General features: G+C 55.9%; 15 protein-coding genes. 12 read left to right on the top strand and 3 right to left on the bottom strand.

Annotation, left to right across the window (positions count from 1 at the left end; all coding sequences use genetic code 11):
• Window positions 1–34: 34 nt before the first annotated feature.
• The 5 genes from aroE to ruvC all read left to right on the top strand — a co-directional run bounded on the left by aroE (window position 35) and on the right by ruvC (window position 4,359).
• The gene (gene aroE, locus PHT20_RS02135; RefSeq protein ID WP_301019263.1) at window positions 35–874 is read left to right on the top strand and encodes a shikimate dehydrogenase; all 840 of its coding nucleotides are present in this window, start codon (window positions 35–37) and stop codon (window positions 872–874) included.
• A complete protein-coding gene (locus PHT20_RS02130) occupies window positions 871–1,671 on the top strand; it encodes a transglycosylase domain-containing protein (RefSeq protein ID WP_300084214.1) in 801 nt (266 codons plus the stop codon). Before aroE ends, PHT20_RS02130 begins: the two co-directional genes overlap by 4 nt.
• Window positions 1,672–2,130: 459 nt before the next feature.
• Window positions 2,131–2,748, top strand: a complete 618-nt coding sequence (locus PHT20_RS02125) for a lysophospholipid acyltransferase family protein (protein ID WP_301019230.1) — start codon at window positions 2,131–2,133, stop codon at window positions 2,746–2,748.
• A gap of 24 nt (window positions 2,749–2,772) precedes the next feature.
• Window positions 2,773–3,762 (top strand): phosphatidate cytidylyltransferase, encoded by a 990-nt coding sequence (locus PHT20_RS02120; protein ID WP_301019229.1) that lies wholly within the window; start codon window positions 2,773–2,775, stop codon window positions 3,760–3,762.
• A 36-nt stretch (window positions 3,763–3,798) separates the two neighbouring features.
• On the top strand, window positions 3,799–4,359 hold the full coding sequence (ruvC, locus tag PHT20_RS02115; RefSeq protein WP_300084209.1) for a crossover junction endodeoxyribonuclease RuvC: 561 nt from the start codon (window positions 3,799–3,801) through the stop codon (window positions 4,357–4,359).
• A gap of 21 nt (window positions 4,360–4,380) precedes the next feature.
• Here the strand turns inward: ruvC and PHT20_RS02110 are convergent, their stop codons facing one another.
• Genes PHT20_RS02110 through ffh form a run of 3 tightly spaced genes read right to left on the bottom strand, consistent with a single transcriptional unit; the run spans window position 4,381 to window position 6,906 of the window.
• On the bottom strand, window positions 4,381–4,557 hold the full coding sequence (locus tag PHT20_RS02110; RefSeq protein ID WP_300084205.1) for a hypothetical protein: 177 nt from the start codon (window positions 4,555–4,557) through the stop codon (window positions 4,381–4,383).
• 43 nt (window positions 4,558–4,600) lie between these two features.
• A complete protein-coding gene (lpxC, locus tag PHT20_RS02105; protein WP_300085160.1) occupies window positions 4,601–5,524 on the bottom strand; it encodes a UDP-3-O-acyl-N-acetylglucosamine deacetylase in 924 nt (307 codons plus the stop codon).
• Between the two features lie 17 nt (window positions 5,525–5,541).
• Complete coding sequence (gene ffh / locus PHT20_RS02100) at window positions 5,542–6,906, bottom strand: signal recognition particle protein (RefSeq protein ID WP_301019228.1); 1,365 nt, start codon at window positions 6,904–6,906, stop codon at window positions 5,542–5,544.
• 76 nt (window positions 6,907–6,982) lie between these two features.
• Between ffh and ccsA the strand changes: the two genes are divergently transcribed.
• The 7 genes from ccsA to PHT20_RS02065 all read left to right on the top strand — a co-directional run bounded on the left by ccsA (window position 6,983) and on the right by PHT20_RS02065 (window position 16,184).
• Window positions 6,983–7,783 carry a cytochrome c biogenesis protein CcsA gene (gene ccsA / locus PHT20_RS02095; RefSeq protein WP_301019227.1) on the top strand — a complete coding sequence of 267 codons (801 nt, stop codon included), beginning with the start codon at window positions 6,983–6,985 and terminating at the stop codon, window positions 7,781–7,783.
• The gene (locus PHT20_RS02090) at window positions 7,780–8,001 is read left to right on the top strand and encodes a PP0621 family protein (protein ID WP_300085154.1); all 222 of its coding nucleotides are present in this window, start codon (window positions 7,780–7,782) and stop codon (window positions 7,999–8,001) included. Before ccsA ends, PHT20_RS02090 begins: the two co-directional genes overlap by 4 nt.
• Window positions 8,002–9,732: a PAS domain-containing sensor histidine kinase gene (locus PHT20_RS02085; protein WP_301019226.1), complete on the top strand. Its 1,731-nt coding sequence runs from the start codon at window positions 8,002–8,004 to the stop codon at window positions 9,730–9,732.
• On the top strand, window positions 9,729–11,165 hold the full coding sequence (locus PHT20_RS02080) for a sigma-54 dependent transcriptional regulator (protein ID WP_301019225.1): 1,437 nt from the start codon (window positions 9,729–9,731) through the stop codon (window positions 11,163–11,165). The genes PHT20_RS02085 and PHT20_RS02080 overlap by 4 nt, the downstream gene beginning before the upstream one ends.
• Window positions 11,140–11,733 carry a 1,6-anhydro-N-acetylmuramyl-L-alanine amidase AmpD gene (gene ampD / locus PHT20_RS02075; RefSeq protein ID WP_301019224.1) on the top strand — a complete coding sequence of 198 codons (594 nt, stop codon included), beginning with the start codon at window positions 11,140–11,142 and terminating at the stop codon, window positions 11,731–11,733. The genes PHT20_RS02080 and ampD overlap by 26 nt, the downstream gene beginning before the upstream one ends.
• 270 nt (window positions 11,734–12,003) lie before the next feature.
• Window positions 12,004–14,916 carry a ribonucleoside-diphosphate reductase subunit alpha gene (locus tag PHT20_RS02070; protein ID WP_301019223.1) on the top strand — a complete coding sequence of 971 codons (2,913 nt, stop codon included), beginning with the start codon at window positions 12,004–12,006 and terminating at the stop codon, window positions 14,914–14,916.
• Window positions 14,917–15,041: 125 nt separating this feature from the next.
• Window positions 15,042–16,184, top strand: a complete 1,143-nt coding sequence (locus PHT20_RS02065; RefSeq protein ID WP_301019222.1) for a ribonucleotide-diphosphate reductase subunit beta — start codon at window positions 15,042–15,044, stop codon at window positions 16,182–16,184.
• The last annotated feature ends 157 nt before the right edge of the window (window positions 16,185–16,341 follow it).

Here is a 16,341-nt window from a genome sequence, read left to right as displayed (position 1 = left end):
TCTTTCGCAACCCACGCCCTACCCCCTTTGCACCATGCCACTTGACCACTACTGCGTGATGGGGCACCCCATCAGCCACAGCCGCTCCCCCTGGATTCACACCCGCTTTGCCGAGCTCACCGGGCAAGCGCTGGTGTACCAGGCGCGTGACATTGCGCTGGATCACTTTGCCCACAGCGTGCAAAGCTTTGTGGACGAAGGTGGGCGTGGCTGCAACATCACCGTGCCGTTCAAGTTTCAAGCCGCAGCCCTGGCCAGCCACACCAGCGAACGCGCCCTGCTGGCCGGCGCCTGCAATGTGCTCACGTTTCAAGACGGCCAGGTGCTGGCCGACAACACCGACGGGCTTGGCTTGGTCAACGACATTGAGCGCAACCTCCAACTGCCCCTGAAAGCCCGGCGCGTGCTGCTGCTGGGCGCAGGCGGTGCTGCCGCAGGCGTGCTGGGGCCGCTGATTCAAGCCCAGCCCAGCCACATCACGGTGGCCAACCGCACCGTCAGCAAAGCCAGTTCCTTGGTGGCGCGCCACCAAGTCTTGGCAACACTACAAAATACAGAGCTACTCGCGCTTGATTTACATGCGCTAGAGGGTGATTTTAATGTGATCATCAACGCCACAGCCAGCAGCTTGCAGGGGGCGGATGTGCCGGTGGCGGCCAGCGTGCTCAAACCCGGCGCCCTGGCTTACGACATGATGTACGGCGCGGGTGCACAAGCCTTTTTGGACTGGGCGCGCCAGCATGGCGCCGAGCCGCGTGACGGGCTGGGCATGCTGGTTGAGCAAGCGGCTGAGGCATTTTTGATCTGGCGCGGCGTGCGCCCGCCCGCAGCACAGGTGTTGACCGAACTGCGCCAGGTGCTTGATCAAGCATGAAACCGCTGCTGCGCTGGCTGGCACTGGTGGCCTTGGCGGCCGTGCTGCTGCAGGTGTTTTTTGTGCTCCGCATTGCCGCCATGCTGGTGATCGACCCGCAGTCCACCGCCTTTGAGCGCTCGGAAGCCTGGCGCGTGGCCTCTGAAAAAAACAGCCTGCGCTGGCGCCAGCAGTGGTCGCCCTATGGGCAGATTTCAGACCACCTCAAGCGCGCAGTGATTGCCAGTGAAGACGATGGTTTTACCAACCACGACGGCGTGGACTGGAACGCGCTAGAGAAAGCCTGGCAAAAAAACGCCAAGGCGCAAGAGCTGGCCGCCAAAGCCGAAGCTGCCGCGCAAGCCAAGCAAGCCCGCACCGCCCAGAAATCTCCCAGCAAGTCCAGCACAGCACCGGCGCCAACGCCCCCCAAACTCACCAAACCGGCCAAAGTGGTGGGCGGCTCCACCATCACCCAACAGTTGGCCAAAAACCTGTTTTTATCCGGCGAGCGCACGCTGCTGCGCAAGGGGCAAGAGTTTGTGCTGACGCTGCTGCTGGAAGCCATTTTGGACAAGCGTCGCATTCTTGAGATTTACCTCAACAGCGTGGAATGGGGCGAAGGCGTGTTTGGTGCAGAAGCGGCCGCACAACACTACTTTCGCAAACCCGCAGCCCAACTCAGTGCCAATGAAGCAGCCCGGCTGGCCGTGATGCTGCCACGCCCCAAGTATTTTGAAAAACTGCCCCATTCAAGTTACGTGGCTGGACGTGCTGCGGTGATTGAGCGGCGCATGGGCGGGGCTGAGTTGCCTTGACGTGCGGGCGGCGGTTTAGTGGGTGGAACCCGGCAGGGCGACTGGGACTCGAAAATTTATAAGAAAACAGCCTGTAGCGCTTACTGAATAAGCGTGAGTAGCTATTGATTTTGTGACGGCTGCCAGCACAACATCCACACAGACAAGGCGTGGTGGTTGGGTCAGGTGACCGGGCTTTGGGGGCAAATGCGCGCGAAAAAGGTTCTGGGCGTACTCAGGCCTCAGCCCCGCGCGTGTTTTGCCCCCAAAACCGCACGCACCTGACCCAGCCGCCGCGCCGTGCCAGTGACACCAAAGCCGCATTGCGCCAGAAACACCGCAACAGCATCCGTGCCCGAGAAACCGCAACAGCAGCAAGAACGCAACAACACCAGAGTCGCCACGCCAGCAGCAGTGCCACATCTCTTCGAACCACACCCACACTGAGCGTTGTCACGCTGCCCCTTTATCATCCCCGCCATGCGTGCCAAATTGATGGGTTATTTTTTGCTGGGGCTGATTCGTGTGCTGACTGGGGCGCAGGCACGCTGGTGGGGCTGCCCGCCCAAGGCCGAGCAACGCATTTATTTTGCCAACCACCAAAGCCACGCCGACCTGGTGATGATCTGGGCGGCCTTGCCCAAAGAGCTACGCCACAACACCCGTGCGGTAGCCGCGCGTGACTACTGGACTAAAACACCGTTCAAACATTGGATCACTCGCGCCGTGTTCAATGTGATTTATGTCTCGCGCGAGCGTAACGCCCAAGAAGACCCGCTGGAGCCGCTCATAGACGCCTTGCACGCGGGTGACTCGCTGATTTTGTTTCCCGAGGGCACCCGCGGCCACATGGAGGAGCCGCAAGCCTTTAAGGCTGGCCTGTACAACCTGGCGCTGCAGTTTCCGCAGGTCGAATTGATCCCGGCCTGGATTGCCAATGTGCAGCGCGTCATGCCCAAGGGCGAAGTGGTGCCCGTGCCCGTGCCCGTGCTGTGCTCGGTGACATTTGGCGCCCCCATGCACCTGCAGTCGGGTGAAGATCGGCATGATTTCTTGCAACGGGCGCGCCTTGCGGTGATGGCCTTGCGCGATGTGTAACCCCACCCACAGTCAACCCTGCCGATGTACCAAACCCTGAAACACCTCACCCCGCAACACCAGATTGGCGCGCTGTTTGTACTGGTGTTTGGTCTGCTGTTGCTGGCCTCTGTGACGGTGTTTTTGCTGTCGATGCGTGAGCATGCCGAGCCTCAGGCTGAGCAGGCGCAGCACGACCACATCGCCACCTTGAGCCGCCTGCTGCGCACCAGCTGGCTGCTGATTTTTGTTTTTTGGCTGGCTTGGCTGGCGGGTGACGTAGCGCGGCTGGTGCTGTTTGGGCTGGGTTCCTTTTTTGCCCTGCGCGAGTTTTTAACCCTGTCGCCCACCCGCCAAGGCGACCACCGCAGCCTGGTACTGGCCTTTTTTGTGGTGCTGCCGCTGCAGTATGTGCTGGTGGGCACCGAACACTTCAACTTGTTCACCGTGATGATTCCGGTGTATGTGTTTTTGGCACTGCCGGTGGCCAGCGCGCTGGCCAATGATCCCAAACATTTTCTGGAGCGCAATGCCAAGCTGCAGTGGGGCATCATGGTGTGCATTTACGGCATGAGCCATGTGCCTGCGCTGCTGTTGCTGGACTTCTCGGGCTACGATAAGAAAAACGCATTTCTGGTATTTTTTCTGGTGCTGGTGGTGCAAACCTGCATGGTCACCCAGCACCTGGTGGCACGCCAGTGCAAGCGCCCGCTGGCCGCCCCCAACATCAGCCAAAGCTTTACCTGGCACAGTTGGCGCTGGGGCATGGCCGCCGGCAGCTTGCTGGGCGCGCTGCTGGCAGGCATCACGCCGTTTGTGCCAGGGCAAGCGTTTGCACTGGGGTTGGTGGCCTGCGCGGCGGGGTCACTTGGCCATTTGGTGATGAAGGCGCTCAAGCGCGACCGCGGCATACCGATCTGGCAAGGTGGCGACAAAAGCATCACCGGTGCCGGCGGCATGCTCGACCGGATTGATTCGCTGTGTTTTTCTGCCCCGGTGTTCTTCCACTCAGTTCGATGGTATTTTGGCCTCTAGCCCTTATCAATAAAGCATGAGTAGCTATAAAAATACATGCGAATTTTAGGCATCGACCCCGGCTTGCGCACCACTGGTTTTGGCCTGGTGGACGTGCATGGCGCTGAACTGACGTATGTGGCCAGCGGCACCATCAGCACCACCAAGATCGAAAAAGACCAGTTGCCGGCGCGCCTGAAAGTGCTGTTTGACGGCATTCGGGAGGTGGTGGCGCGCTATGAGCCAGACGCAGCTTCGGTTGAAATTGTGTTTGTCAACGTCAACCCGCAGTCCACCCTGCTGCTGGGGCAAGCGCGTGGCGCAGCGGTGACTGCGCTAGTGTCTTGTGACCTGCCGGTGGCCGAATACACCGCCTTGCAAATGAAGCAGGCGGTGGTGGGCTATGGCCGCGCTGACAAAACGCAAATTCAGGAAATGGTGCGCCGTTTACTGAACCTGCCCGGTTTGCCCGGACCCGATGCGGCCGATGCGCTGGGCCTGGCCATCACCCACGCCCATGCCGCCAATTCAATTGCCCGGCTCACCCAGGCCAAAGGGCTGGGTGGGGCGCAGATTCAGACCCAAAAAGCCGCTTACAAGGCCGGTCGCAGCCGCTGAAATAACAGTTAACAAGCGGCGCTACACCACCCGCTCAAGAATCAGTACGGCGAAAAAGCCAAAGGCGCTTAGCAACGCCCATTTCAGCACCACCCAGCCGTAGCGCTTGAAACGCGGGTCGCCAGTGCCGGCGTAAAAGCCAAACGACACCAGCGCAGCCAACAACATCAGCAAAACCAACCAGCGAAACAGCAGCATGAAGCGACTCGTGTGGGTGAATGGGAAATGGGTGTGAACCGGCTTACCAAGCGCGCGCCAGCTGGGCGAAACCGGACGGAGCCAGTTTTTCGTTGTCAAACGTCACCACGTCCCAGGCTTGCGGCTGGTTGAGCAGCTCGCGCAGCAGCAGGTTGTTCAGGGCATGGCCAGAGCGAAACGCGCTGTAGCTGGCGAGCAAGGGTTTGCCCACCACATAGAGGTCGCCCATGGCGTCGAGGATTTTGTGTTTGACAAACTCATCGTCATAGCGCAGGCCACCCGCGTTGAGCACTTTGTAGTCGTCCATGACGATGGCGTTGTCCAGCCCACCGCCCAGCGCCAGGCCGTTGGCGCGCATCATTTCCACATCTTTGGTAAAGCCAAAGGTGCGGGCGCGGGCAATGTCTTTGGAATACGAGCCGGTGCTCATGTCAAACAGCACGCGCTGCCCGGTAGAGTCCACCGCCGGGTGGCTGAAGTCAATCTCAAAACTGAGCTGGTAGCCGTGGTAAGGGGCGAGTCGTGCCCACTTGACGTTGTCACCCAAGCCCTGGCGCACCTCGACGGGTTCAAGCAGTCGGATGAAGCGCCGCGGTGCGCTTTGCATGACGATGCCTGCGCTTTGTAGCAAAAACACAAAAGAAGCCGCCGAGCCATCCAAAATGGGCACTTCTTCGGCGGTGATGTCGACATAAAGGTTGTCTAGCCCCAAGCCCGCGCAGGCAGACATCAAGTGCTCGATGGTGTGGACTTTGACGTCGCCATTGGAAATGGTCGAGGCCATGCGGGTGTCGGTCACCGCCAGCGTGGACACCACAATGTCAATGGGTTCGGGCAAATCAACCCGACGAAACACAATGCCGGTATCGGGCGGAGCGGGGCGCAGGGTAATTTCAACCCGTTGGCCGCTGTGCAGCCCCACGCCCACGGCACGGGTGAGTGTTTTCAGGGTGCGTTGTGCAAGCATGTGGCAGCTGTTGAGGGTCAGAACGGCATTTTGGGCATGCCTTTCATGCCGCCCAAGCGCTTCATCATTTTCATCATGCCGCCGCCTTTCATTTTTTTCATCATGTCTTGCATTTGCTCAAACTCTTTGAGCATGCGGTTGACTTCCTGCACCTGCACACCGGCGCCAGCGGCAATGCGGCGCTTGCGGGTGGCTTTGATGAGCTCGGGCTTGCGCCGCTCCAGCGGGGTCATGCTTTGGATGATGCCCTCTTTGCGTTTGACTTCTTTTTCAACGCGCCCCATGTCCACCTGCCCGGCTTTGGCCGCCAAGGCGGAGGGGAGTTTGTCCATCAAGCTGCTTAGGCCGCCCATTTGCTTCATTTGCTGGATTTGCGCCAAAAAGTCGTTCAAGTCGAAGCCGCCACCGCTTTTGACCTTGGCTGCGAGCTTTTGTGCAGCGGCCATGTCCACACCTGAGGTGACTTGCTCCACCAACGCCAATATGTCACCCATGCCCAGCACTCGACCCGCATGGCGCTCTGCATCAAACACTTCAAGGCCATCGAGCTTTTCGCTGGTGCCTGCAAATTTGATCGGGGCACCGGTGATTTGCCGCACTGACAGCGCGGCGCCACCACGGGAATCGCCATCGAGTTTGGTCAGAATGATGCCGGTGAGCGGCAAGGCCTCTTTAAAGGCTTTGGCGGTGTTGATGGCATCTTGACCCTGCATGGCGTCCACCACAAACAGGGTTTCCACCGGGGATATGGCGGCATGAAGTTCGCGAATTTCGCGCATCAAGGCCTCATCAATGGCCAAACGGCCGGCGGTGTCGACCAACAGCACATCAAAGTAATGCTTGCGGGCATAGTCCAATGCGGCCAGGGCGATGTCCACCGGTTTTTGGTCGGGTGAGCTGGAGAACCATTCGGCGCCAGCTTGGGCCGTGACGGTTTTCAACTGTTCGATGGCAGCCGGGCGGTACACGTCACCCGAGACGGTGAGGACTTTTTTGTTGCGTTTCTCAATCAGGTGCTTGGCCAGCTTGGCGGTGGTGGTGGTCTTGCCTGCCCCTTGCAAACCAGCCATCAGGATCACCGCCGGGGGTTGGGCTGCCAAGTTGATGTCGCTCACGCCTTCGCCCATGGTGGCGGCCAGCTCTTTGTTGACGATGCTGACCAGCGCTTGCCCTGGGGTGAGTGAGCCCAACACGTCTTGACCGAGGGCTTTTTCTTTGACCCGAGCGATGAAGTCGCGCACCACGGGCAAGGCCACGTCGGCCTCGAGCAGCGCCATGCGCACTTCGCGCAGCATGTCAGAGACATTGCTTTCGGTGATGCGGGCTTGGCCACGAATTTCTTTGACCAGGCGACTGAGTTTGTCGGTAAGAGCGGATGCCATAGAAGGTGTTCCGGCGGGCGGAACCTGGGTTAGAGCCAAAAAGGAAATGGCGGGTACAAAACGCTAAACTGTGCACATGATTTTAGCCAGTGCCACCCCTTTGACCTTGACCCTTGCATTAGGTGCCGCTGCCGCTTACGCGGCCTCGGCCACGGGGTCGGCTCGCGTGGGTGCGGGCTTTGCTCGGGTGGCAGTGTGGCTGGCGTGGTCAATGCACGGGGTGTTGCTGGCCTGGGGGTTGTGGGGCAGTGAGCCACGTTTTGGGTTTGCACCCGCCTTGTCAATCACCGCCTGGCTGGTGGGGTTGGTTTATGCGGCAGAGAGCTACATTTTCCCACAGCTCAAAACGCCTTGGCTGCTCTCTGGCGCAGGGTCTGCAGCCGTATTGCTGGCTTTGCTTTTTCCAGGTAACACTTTGAACGCCAGTGCGTCGGCATGGTTGCCGTTGCACTGGGCGTTAGGCATTGCGTCTTATGGCTTGTTTGCCATTGCGGTGGTGCATGCCTGGTTGATGACGCGCGTGGAGGCTCGCATGCGCCAGGGCAATGCACCCGCTGGTTTGCCACTGTTGACCATGGAGCGGCTCACCTTTCGCTTTGTGAGTTTGGGGTTTGTGCTGTTGTCTGCCACGTTGCTGGCAGGCTTCTTTTTTGGTAACCAGCTGTATGGCGCTACCCACGCTATCAAGTGGGATCACAAAACTGCGTTCTCCGTGCTGTCTTGGCTGACCTTTGCTGTGCTGATGGTGGGGCGGTTTCGTTTTGGCTGGCGCGGCAAGCAAGCAGTACGCGTGCTTTACATCGGCACCGGGTTGCTGCTGTTGGCCTACGTGGGTTCACGTTTTGTAATGGAAGTTGTGTTGGGACGCACACTTTGAAAGTTTTGCTTTTGTTGTTGGTGGTGTTGGCAGGTGTGCTGTTGTGGCGCAATCGGCAGGTGCCCCCCCCCATGCCCAAACCCAACCCGCCCAAGGACGACCTTTTGAACATGGTTCGTTGTGCACGGTGCAGCACACATGTGCCGGCGAACGAAGCTGTCACGGGTGTCAAAGGCCAGTATTGCTGTCAGGAGCATCGGCAGCAATCGGAGCAGTGAATGCGCGAGCCACCTGAAACCGCAAGCTGGTTTGGGTCTACGGTGCTCAATGCCAACGTCAGTCAAGCACTTGCAGCCTCTGAGTTCGAGCGGTTATGGCGCGCCTTCATGACCGCACGAGTCACTTTAGGGCTGGTTTTGCTGGTGCTGCAAGCCGGTCTGACATTCACGGCCAGCACACACCACAGCTTGAGTTTGATCATTGCAGGCATGTACTTCACCGCAGCTTTGGCGGTGCGGCTTAAATCGCAACCTCAGTACATGGGGCACACCTTCAATGCGCAATGGCTGCGAACGGTGGGTGTGGATTTGATGGCTTTTTCAGCCTTGCAAGTTTTACAGTCTGGCAACGTGAACTATGCGCTGCTGCTGACGCTGCCGGTGCTGATGGCTGCCATTTTGGGGTCATTGATCATGGCCATGGGCACGGCTGCAGGCGTGACCTTGTTGTTGTTTGCGCACGCCTTCTGGATGTCGCTGGAATTGTCTACCGAGACAACCAGCTTGGTGGTACAGGCGGCCTTGACTGGCGCAGGCTGCTTTGCCATTTCTTTCATGGCCAACCAGTTGGCCACCCGACTGGCCAGTGTCGAGCGCAAGGCGCAGCACACCCAACTGGCCGTGACGGTGCAGCGACAGGTGAACGAGCTGGTGATTGCCACGCTGAACGAAGGTGTGCTGGTGGTTGACGACCTGCTTTGGGTCAGGTCAGCCAACCCTGCCGCGTTGGCTTTGTTAGGGTTTGCACCGCAGCCATCCCCTCGCGTCTGGCAGTTAACCGAGCAAACGCAATGGCAGGCTCTGGTGGAGGTGGTCCAGTTGAGTCACCAAACCCTGCATGGACAGCAGGCAGACTTGAGTTTTCAGCACACCGATCATGGCCCGCGGCATTTGCGGGTGCGCACACAAATCACCCCACCCTTGCCAGAGCACGGCAAGGGCCTGTGTGTGGTGTTCATGCAAGATCAGCGCGAAATCCAAGCCCGGGTGCGCAGCGAAAAGCTCGCCAGCATGGGACGCATGTCGGCCGCTGTGGCGCACGAAATTCGCAACCCACTGGCCGCCATCGTGCAGGCCAATGCCTTATTGGCAGAAGACCTGAAAGAAGCAAGCCAATTGCGCATGACGGAAATGATTCGTCAAAACGCGCAGCGGCTAGAGAAAATTGTGCGTGATGTGCTGCATTTGGCACATGCCCCGCAGCACGCGCAGGCCGATTCAGGAGCAATGTTGAATCTGGCTGAAGACGTTTTGCGCATTTGCCGCGACTGGCAGCGCCAAAATTCAACGCCCGTGACCTTGTCTGACCCTTGGCCGCAGCAGCCCGTGACGGCGTGGTTTGATGCTGAACACTTGCGCCGCATTGTGGTGAATTTGCTTGACAACGCCAGGCGCTTTTGCAGTGGCAATGCGGATGCGATTCAGGTCAACTTGGAACGGCTTCAACCGCAACAAAACATCACGTTGACCGTCTGGAGTGATGGCAAGCCGCTTGAACCCGCAGTGGAGCAACATTTGTTTGAGCCATTTTTTTCCAGCGATAGCCGCTCCAGCGGTTTGGGTTTGTACATTTGCCGTGAACTTTGCCAAAGCCACGGTGCCAGCATGAGCTACGAGCGCAAGCCACTGCGCAGCAAACAACAGAGCCAGGTGGGGAACGCTTTTTCTGTCAGTTTTTGTGCCATGCCACCCGAATCTGCGTCAATCTCTCAAACGACATCTGCCGCATGACCCAACCTCATTCCCAAGCGCATATTTTGGTGGTTGATGACGAACCCGACCTGTGCACGCTTTACGAGTTGACCCTTTTGCGAGAGGGTTACGCCGTGGACACCGCAGCCGACATGGCGCAAGCCCGTGCGCTGTTGGCACAGCGACACTACGAGGTGTTGATCACGGACATGCGCTTGCCCGATGGCTTGGGACTGTCTTTGATTTGCGAACTCAAGGCTCATCAACGTCACGAACAATGTGTGGTGATTACGGCGTATGGCTCGGCTGAAAACGCCGTTGAAGCCCTTAAGAGTGGCGCCTTTGATTACCTCACCAAACCGGTAGATTTAAAGCAATTCAGGCGCGTGATTGCCTCTGCGGTTTGCACCCAACCCAAGGTGGCAGTCCCCGCCAAGCCCAACATAGCGTCTGCAGGGGCAGGTGTTTTGGGGCAGCGTGCGCTGGATCGGTTGATTGGTTCATCTGCCAGCATGCAGGCCATCAGAGAACGCATTGTCAAAATTGCCACCAGCATGGCGCCGGTGCTGGTCACCGGAGAGTCAGGCACGGGCAAAGAGTTGGTAGCTTACGCCATTCATGCCAACAGCCACCGCGCCAAGGGCCCATGGGTGGCGGTCAATTGCAGCGCCATCCCAGACGCTTTGCTTGAAGCTGAATTTTTTGGTGCCAAAAAAGGTGCCTATACCGGCGCCCATGTGGATCGAGAAGGCTTCTTTCAGGCGGCCAGTGGTGGCACGCTGTTTTTGGATGAAATTGGCGATTTGCCGCTTCCCATGCAATCCAAGCTGTTGCGCGCCATCCAAGAGCGACGCGTCAGGCCACTGGGGTCGCCTCACGAAGACACGACAGATGTGCGCCTTGTCAGTGCCACACACAAGGACTTGGCTCAAGAAGTGCAAAACGGACGCTTCAGACAAGATTTGTATTACCGCTTGAACGTCATTGACTTGGTGATGCCTGCGCTACGCGAGCGTTGGCAAGATTTGCCAGAGCTATGCCAAGCTTTGCTGAACCGCATTGCCGAAGAGTCTGGCATTGCAGTCCCCCAAATTCAGCCTGCCGACATTGAAAAACTCAGCGCTTTGCAATTGCCAGGCAATGTACGAGAGCTGGAAAACCTGTTGCATCGGGCTGTGGCTTTGGGCAGTACTGACGCTTTGCAATTTGATTCGCCCTCTAACGCACTGCCCACCTCTCTACCATTACCAGGCGCGTCACCCCATGCCACCGCACCAGACCCTTTGCCCAAAATGATGGATGATTTTGAGCGAAAGATATTGATGCAAGCATTGCAATCTGCGAACTTCAATGCCAACACGGCAGCCACACAACTGGGGCTGAGTGTGCGGCAAATCCGCACCCGCATGGCACGTTTGCAGGTCCATTTTGAACAAGACATGGAACATGCCAACCCCACTGCGCACACCTGATTTGACTTGGCACAACGGGTGGCTAAGTTGGGCGACAAAGCTGATGTCACCCAACTTTGGCGCAAGGCCGCCCCATGCACTGATCGATTTGATGGTGTTGCACTCCATCAGCTTGCCACCAGGCCAATATGGCGGCGCCGAAGTGCAACAATTGTTTACCAACCAACTCGATTGGCAAGCGCACCCGTATTTTCAGCAAATCGAAGGGCTGAGAGTGTCTTCACACTTCTATATCAGACGAAGTGGAGAGTTGTGGCAATTTGTCAGCTGCGATGACCGTGCCTGGCATGCTGGCGCCTCAAGTTACAGAGGACGCACCAATTGCAACGATGACAGCATTGGCATTGAACTTGAGGGGTTGGAAGGTGAGGCCTTTGAAGATGCGCAATATGAAACCTTGAAAGTCTTGAGTCAAGCCATCATGGCGCATTACCCAATTGCGTTCATTGCTGGCCATGAACACATTGCACCGGGTCGAAAATTTGACCCCGGTTCAGGCTTTGATTGGAAACTTTTCCAAAAACTTGCGTGTGTGCCGTCTCAGTGTTTACCCGCTATCAACGCCTGATATGCGTACCTGCCTAGTCTTGACACACTCCAAAATTTGAGCCATATCCGCCAGATTCGCGCGGAAAAACTCGGTTTCTAGCTATCAGAATTGGTGTTCTATCACGGCCGTCATAGCGGGCAGTCAGAGTCTCAAAAACACTACGGGTAGTGTGTGAAGCCACTAAATGTCATAGATATAGTGTTAAGCTTGGAAAACTTTTAGATTTGAAAACAGCCTGACTGGAACTCAACATCTTATTTTTCCTCTGTCACAACACCCTTCATTTCCATGCTCACATCTCAATACACCGCCACTGCGCACCATTCAGCCCAACACCTACCAGACGAACCTCAAGCTCTGTCAGCCTTAGCCCAAGGGCAAATGAACTTGTACCAAATCATTCGCCGCAACGGCTCTGTGGTGTCTTTTGAGCCGAACAAAATTGCAGTAGCCATGATGAAAGCATTTTTGGCTGTGCACGGCGCCCAAGGTGCAGCCTCGGCCAGTGTGCGCGAAACGGTAGAAGAACTCACTCAAGCCGTTATTCGGGCGCTGATGCGCTCACGCCCAGCCGGCGGTACTTTTCATATTGAAGATGTGCAAGACCAGGTTGAATTGGGGCTGATGCGCGGGGGACACCATGAAATTGCTCGGGCGTATGTGCTTTACCGTGAACGTCGCACCCAAGAACGTGCCCAGAAGATGGAACAACAGGCTCCCGCTCACCCGGTGCTGCATGCCATTGACCACGGCCAACGTGTGGTGTTGGATTTAACCAAACTCAAAGGCGTGATTTCGGACGCATGCGCAGGGCTGGGTGCAGATGTGATGCCAGAGCCCATCATGGCTGAAACCATGCGCAATTTATACGATGGCGTACCCATGGAGGAGGTCTATAAGGCCTCGGTGCTCGCGGCGCGTACGCTGATTGAAAAAGACCCTGATTACACTTTTGCAACTGCCCGCTTGTTGTTTCACACCATTGCCAAAGAGGTTTTGGGGCAGGATGTGGCGCAGGCAGATATGCCACAAGCCTACGTTGATTACTTTCCAGAGTATGTGAAGTTGGGTGTGAAAAATGAGCTGCTGGATGAAAAACTTTTGCAATTTGACTTGCCGCGCCTGGCAAACGCACTGAAAGCCGAGCGAGACCTGCAGTTTGATTACTTGGGACTGCAAACCCTGTACGACCGGTATTTTTTGCACATTGGTAAACAGCGCATTGAATTGCCTCAAGCCTTTTTTATGCGCGTGGCCATGGGTTTGGCTTTGGGTGAGATTGACCGCGAAACGAGAGCCATTGAGTTTTATGAAGTGCTTTCCAGTTTTGACTTCATGTCTTCCACGCCGACACTGTTCAATGCAGGTACGCTGCGCTCACAGCTCTCAAGCTGTTACTTGACGACCGTGCCTGATGATTTGGATGGCATTTACGAGTCCATCAAAGAAAATGCCTTGCTGTCCAAATTTGCTGGGGGCTTGGGAAATGACTGGACGCCCGTGCGTGCGTTAGGCAGCCACATCAAAGGCACCAATGGCGAGTCTCAAGGTGTCGTGCCTTTTTTGAAAGTGGTCAACGACACCGCTGTTGCCGTGAACCAAGGTGGAAAGCGCAAAGGTGCCGTTTGCACTTATTTGGAAACTTGGCATCTGGATATTGAAGAATTTCTGGAGTTGCGCAAAAACACAGGTGATGACCGTCGTCGCACACACGACATGAACACTTCTAACTGGATTCCAGACTTGTTCATGCGTCGCGTCATGGAAAAGGGTCAATGGACGCTGTTTTCACCCAATAACGTGCCTGATTTGCATGACAAGTTTGGCCAAGCCTTTGAAGAAGCCTATGTGGCATATGAAGAGAAAGCGGCGTGTGGTGAGATCAAACCCTACCGCACCGTGCAAGCCACTGATCTGTGGCGCAAGATGTTGACCATGTTGTTTGAAACGGGTCACCCATGGATCACCTTCAAAGATGCGTGCAACATTCGCTCGCCACAGCAACACGCTGGCGTGGTGCACTCTAGTAATTTGTGTACTGAGATCACGCTCAACACCAGCAGCACTGAAACGGCAGTTTGCAACCTGGGCTCGGTGAACTTGGTGCAACATTTGAAAGACGGCAAGCTTGACCATGCCAAGCTGCAAAAAACCATCACCACAGCCATGCGCATGCTCGACAACGTGATTGACATCAATTACTACGCGGTCAAGAAGGCACGTGACGCCAATATGCGGCATCGCCCGGTGGGTTTGGGTTTGATGGGCTTTCAAGACAGTTTGTATGAAATGCGCATCCCTTACGCCAGCGAGTCAGCGGTTCAGTTTGCAGACGAATCCATGGAAGCCATTTGCTACTACGCCTACCTCGCATCGACCGAGTTGGCACGAGAGCGCGGCAAATATTCCAGTTTCAAAGGTTCGCTTTGGGATCAAGGCGTTTTGCCTTTAGACACCTTGAACTTGCTTGCACAAGAGCGTGGCGGATTTGTCGAAGTTGACCGCTCCAGCACCCTAGATTGGGAGGCTTTGCGAAGAAAAATTGCACAAGACGGTATGCGCAACTCCAACTGTGTGGCCATTGCGCCCACCGCCACCATTTCCAACATCATTGGGGTTGACGCGTCAATTGAGCCTTGTTTTGGCAACCTGTCGGTCAAGTCCAATCTCTCTGGCGAGTTCACCATCATCAACAGCTATTTGGTGCGTGATTTGAAACGGCTGGGACTTTGGGACGATGTGATGGTGATGGATTTGAAACACTTTGACGGCTCACTGCGCCCCATAGACCGAGTGCCAGCTGAAATCAAGGCGCTTTATGCCACCGCATTTGAAGTTGAAACCCTGTGGCTGGTAGAAGCGGCCGCACGCCGACAAAAATGGATTGATCAAGCCCAATCTTTGAATATTTACATGGCCGGTGCATCTGGTAAAAAACTTGATGACACGTACAAACTGGCCTGGGTGAGAGGTCTCAAAACCACTTACTACCTGCGCACACAGTCAGCCACGCAAGTGGAAAAGTCCACTGTGGCGGCCGGTCGCTTGAATGCCGTCTCCAACGGTGAGTCATCCAACGCAAAGGGCATGAGTGCCCTGGATCTTGCCGCTGCAGCCGCTCAGCAGCAGATGGCCAACTTGCCTGCCACCGACATCAAGTTCTGTGGTGTGGACGACCCAACATGTGAATCGTGTCAATAAACGGGAGCATTGAAACGGTAACGGATGTTGAAGGCCTTCAAACAATGCTTAGGTTTGGCCATCTCGTCTTGAACTGCTTTCATGCCTTTGGCTCACCTCACCTCATCACTTCATAGGAATTCAATATGCTTTCTTGGGACGAAGAAGTTACCCCCGCGGTCAGCGTGGCTCTGGCATCCGCTGCGCAAACCCCTCTTGCAAAAACCTCAGCAGCAGCGTCTGACATTCGCACAAAGTCTGCCCCAGCAACACGCCGAATCAATGCAGCCGACAAACGCATCATCAATGGCCAAACGGATGTCAATCAATTGGTACCGTTCAAGTACAAATGGGCTTGGGAGAAGTACCTCTCCAGTTGTGCTAATCATTGGATGCCGCAAGAAGTCAATATGACGCGCGACATTGCGCTCTGGAAAGACCCTAACGGATTGACCGAAGATGAGCGTCGGATTGTGAAACGCAATCTGGGCTTCTTTGTGACGGCTGACTCACTTGCTGCCAACAACATCGTTCTGGGAACATACCGGCACATCACTGCGCCCGAATGCCGTCAGTTTTTGTTGCGCCAAGCGTTTGAGGAAGCCATTCACACCCATGCCTACCAATACATTGTTGAATCTTTAGGGTTGGATGAAGGCGAAATCTTCAGCGCCTACCAAGAGATTCAATCTATTCGTGACAAAGATGAATTTCTGATTCCGTTCATCGAGGCCATCATGAACCCGGAGTTTAAAACTGGCACCCCGCAAGCCGATCAAACACTGCTTAAATCTTTGATAGTTTTTGCCTGCCTGATGGAAGGTCTCTTCTTTTATGTGGGATTCACACAAATTTTGGCGCTGGGGCGTCAAAATAAGATGACAGGAGCGGCTGAACAATACCAATACATTCTGCGCGATGAGTCAATGCACTGCAACTTTGGTATTGATCTGATCAACCAACTCAAGTTGGAAAATCCGCAGCTATGGACACCCGAATTCAAAGCCGAAATCAAAGCCTTGTTTGAAACTGCCGTTGACCTTGAATACCGTTACGCCGAGGACACCATGCCCCGAGGTGTGTTGGGCATGAATGCATCGATGTTCAAAGGCTATCTGCGCTACATTGCCAATCGCCGTGCCACTCAAATTGGGCTGGACGCCTTGTTTCCAAACGAAGAAAATCCATTTCCTTGGATGAGCGAGATGATTGACCTGAAAAAAGAGCGTAATTTCTTCGAGACCCGGGTCATTGAATACCAATCTGGTGGTGCGCTGTCTTGGGAATAAAGCCGGGCATCAATGGCAAAATTTATGGCATGTCCCTCACAAATTGATTGTGGTTGTGCCACCCTGTTCATGGTGCAGGAACCCACCCAGCACCTTGAATCGCTTGACGTTGAATTCTTGACGTGAAGTGCCTTCTGCAACTTGATCTTGGAGAACC

It is taken from the genome of Rhodoferax sp. (assembly GCF_028715765.1).
Lineage (GTDB): Bacteria > Pseudomonadota > Gammaproteobacteria > Burkholderiales > Burkholderiaceae_C > Rhodoferax.
This window is presented reverse-complemented; position numbering and strand designations above follow the sequence as displayed.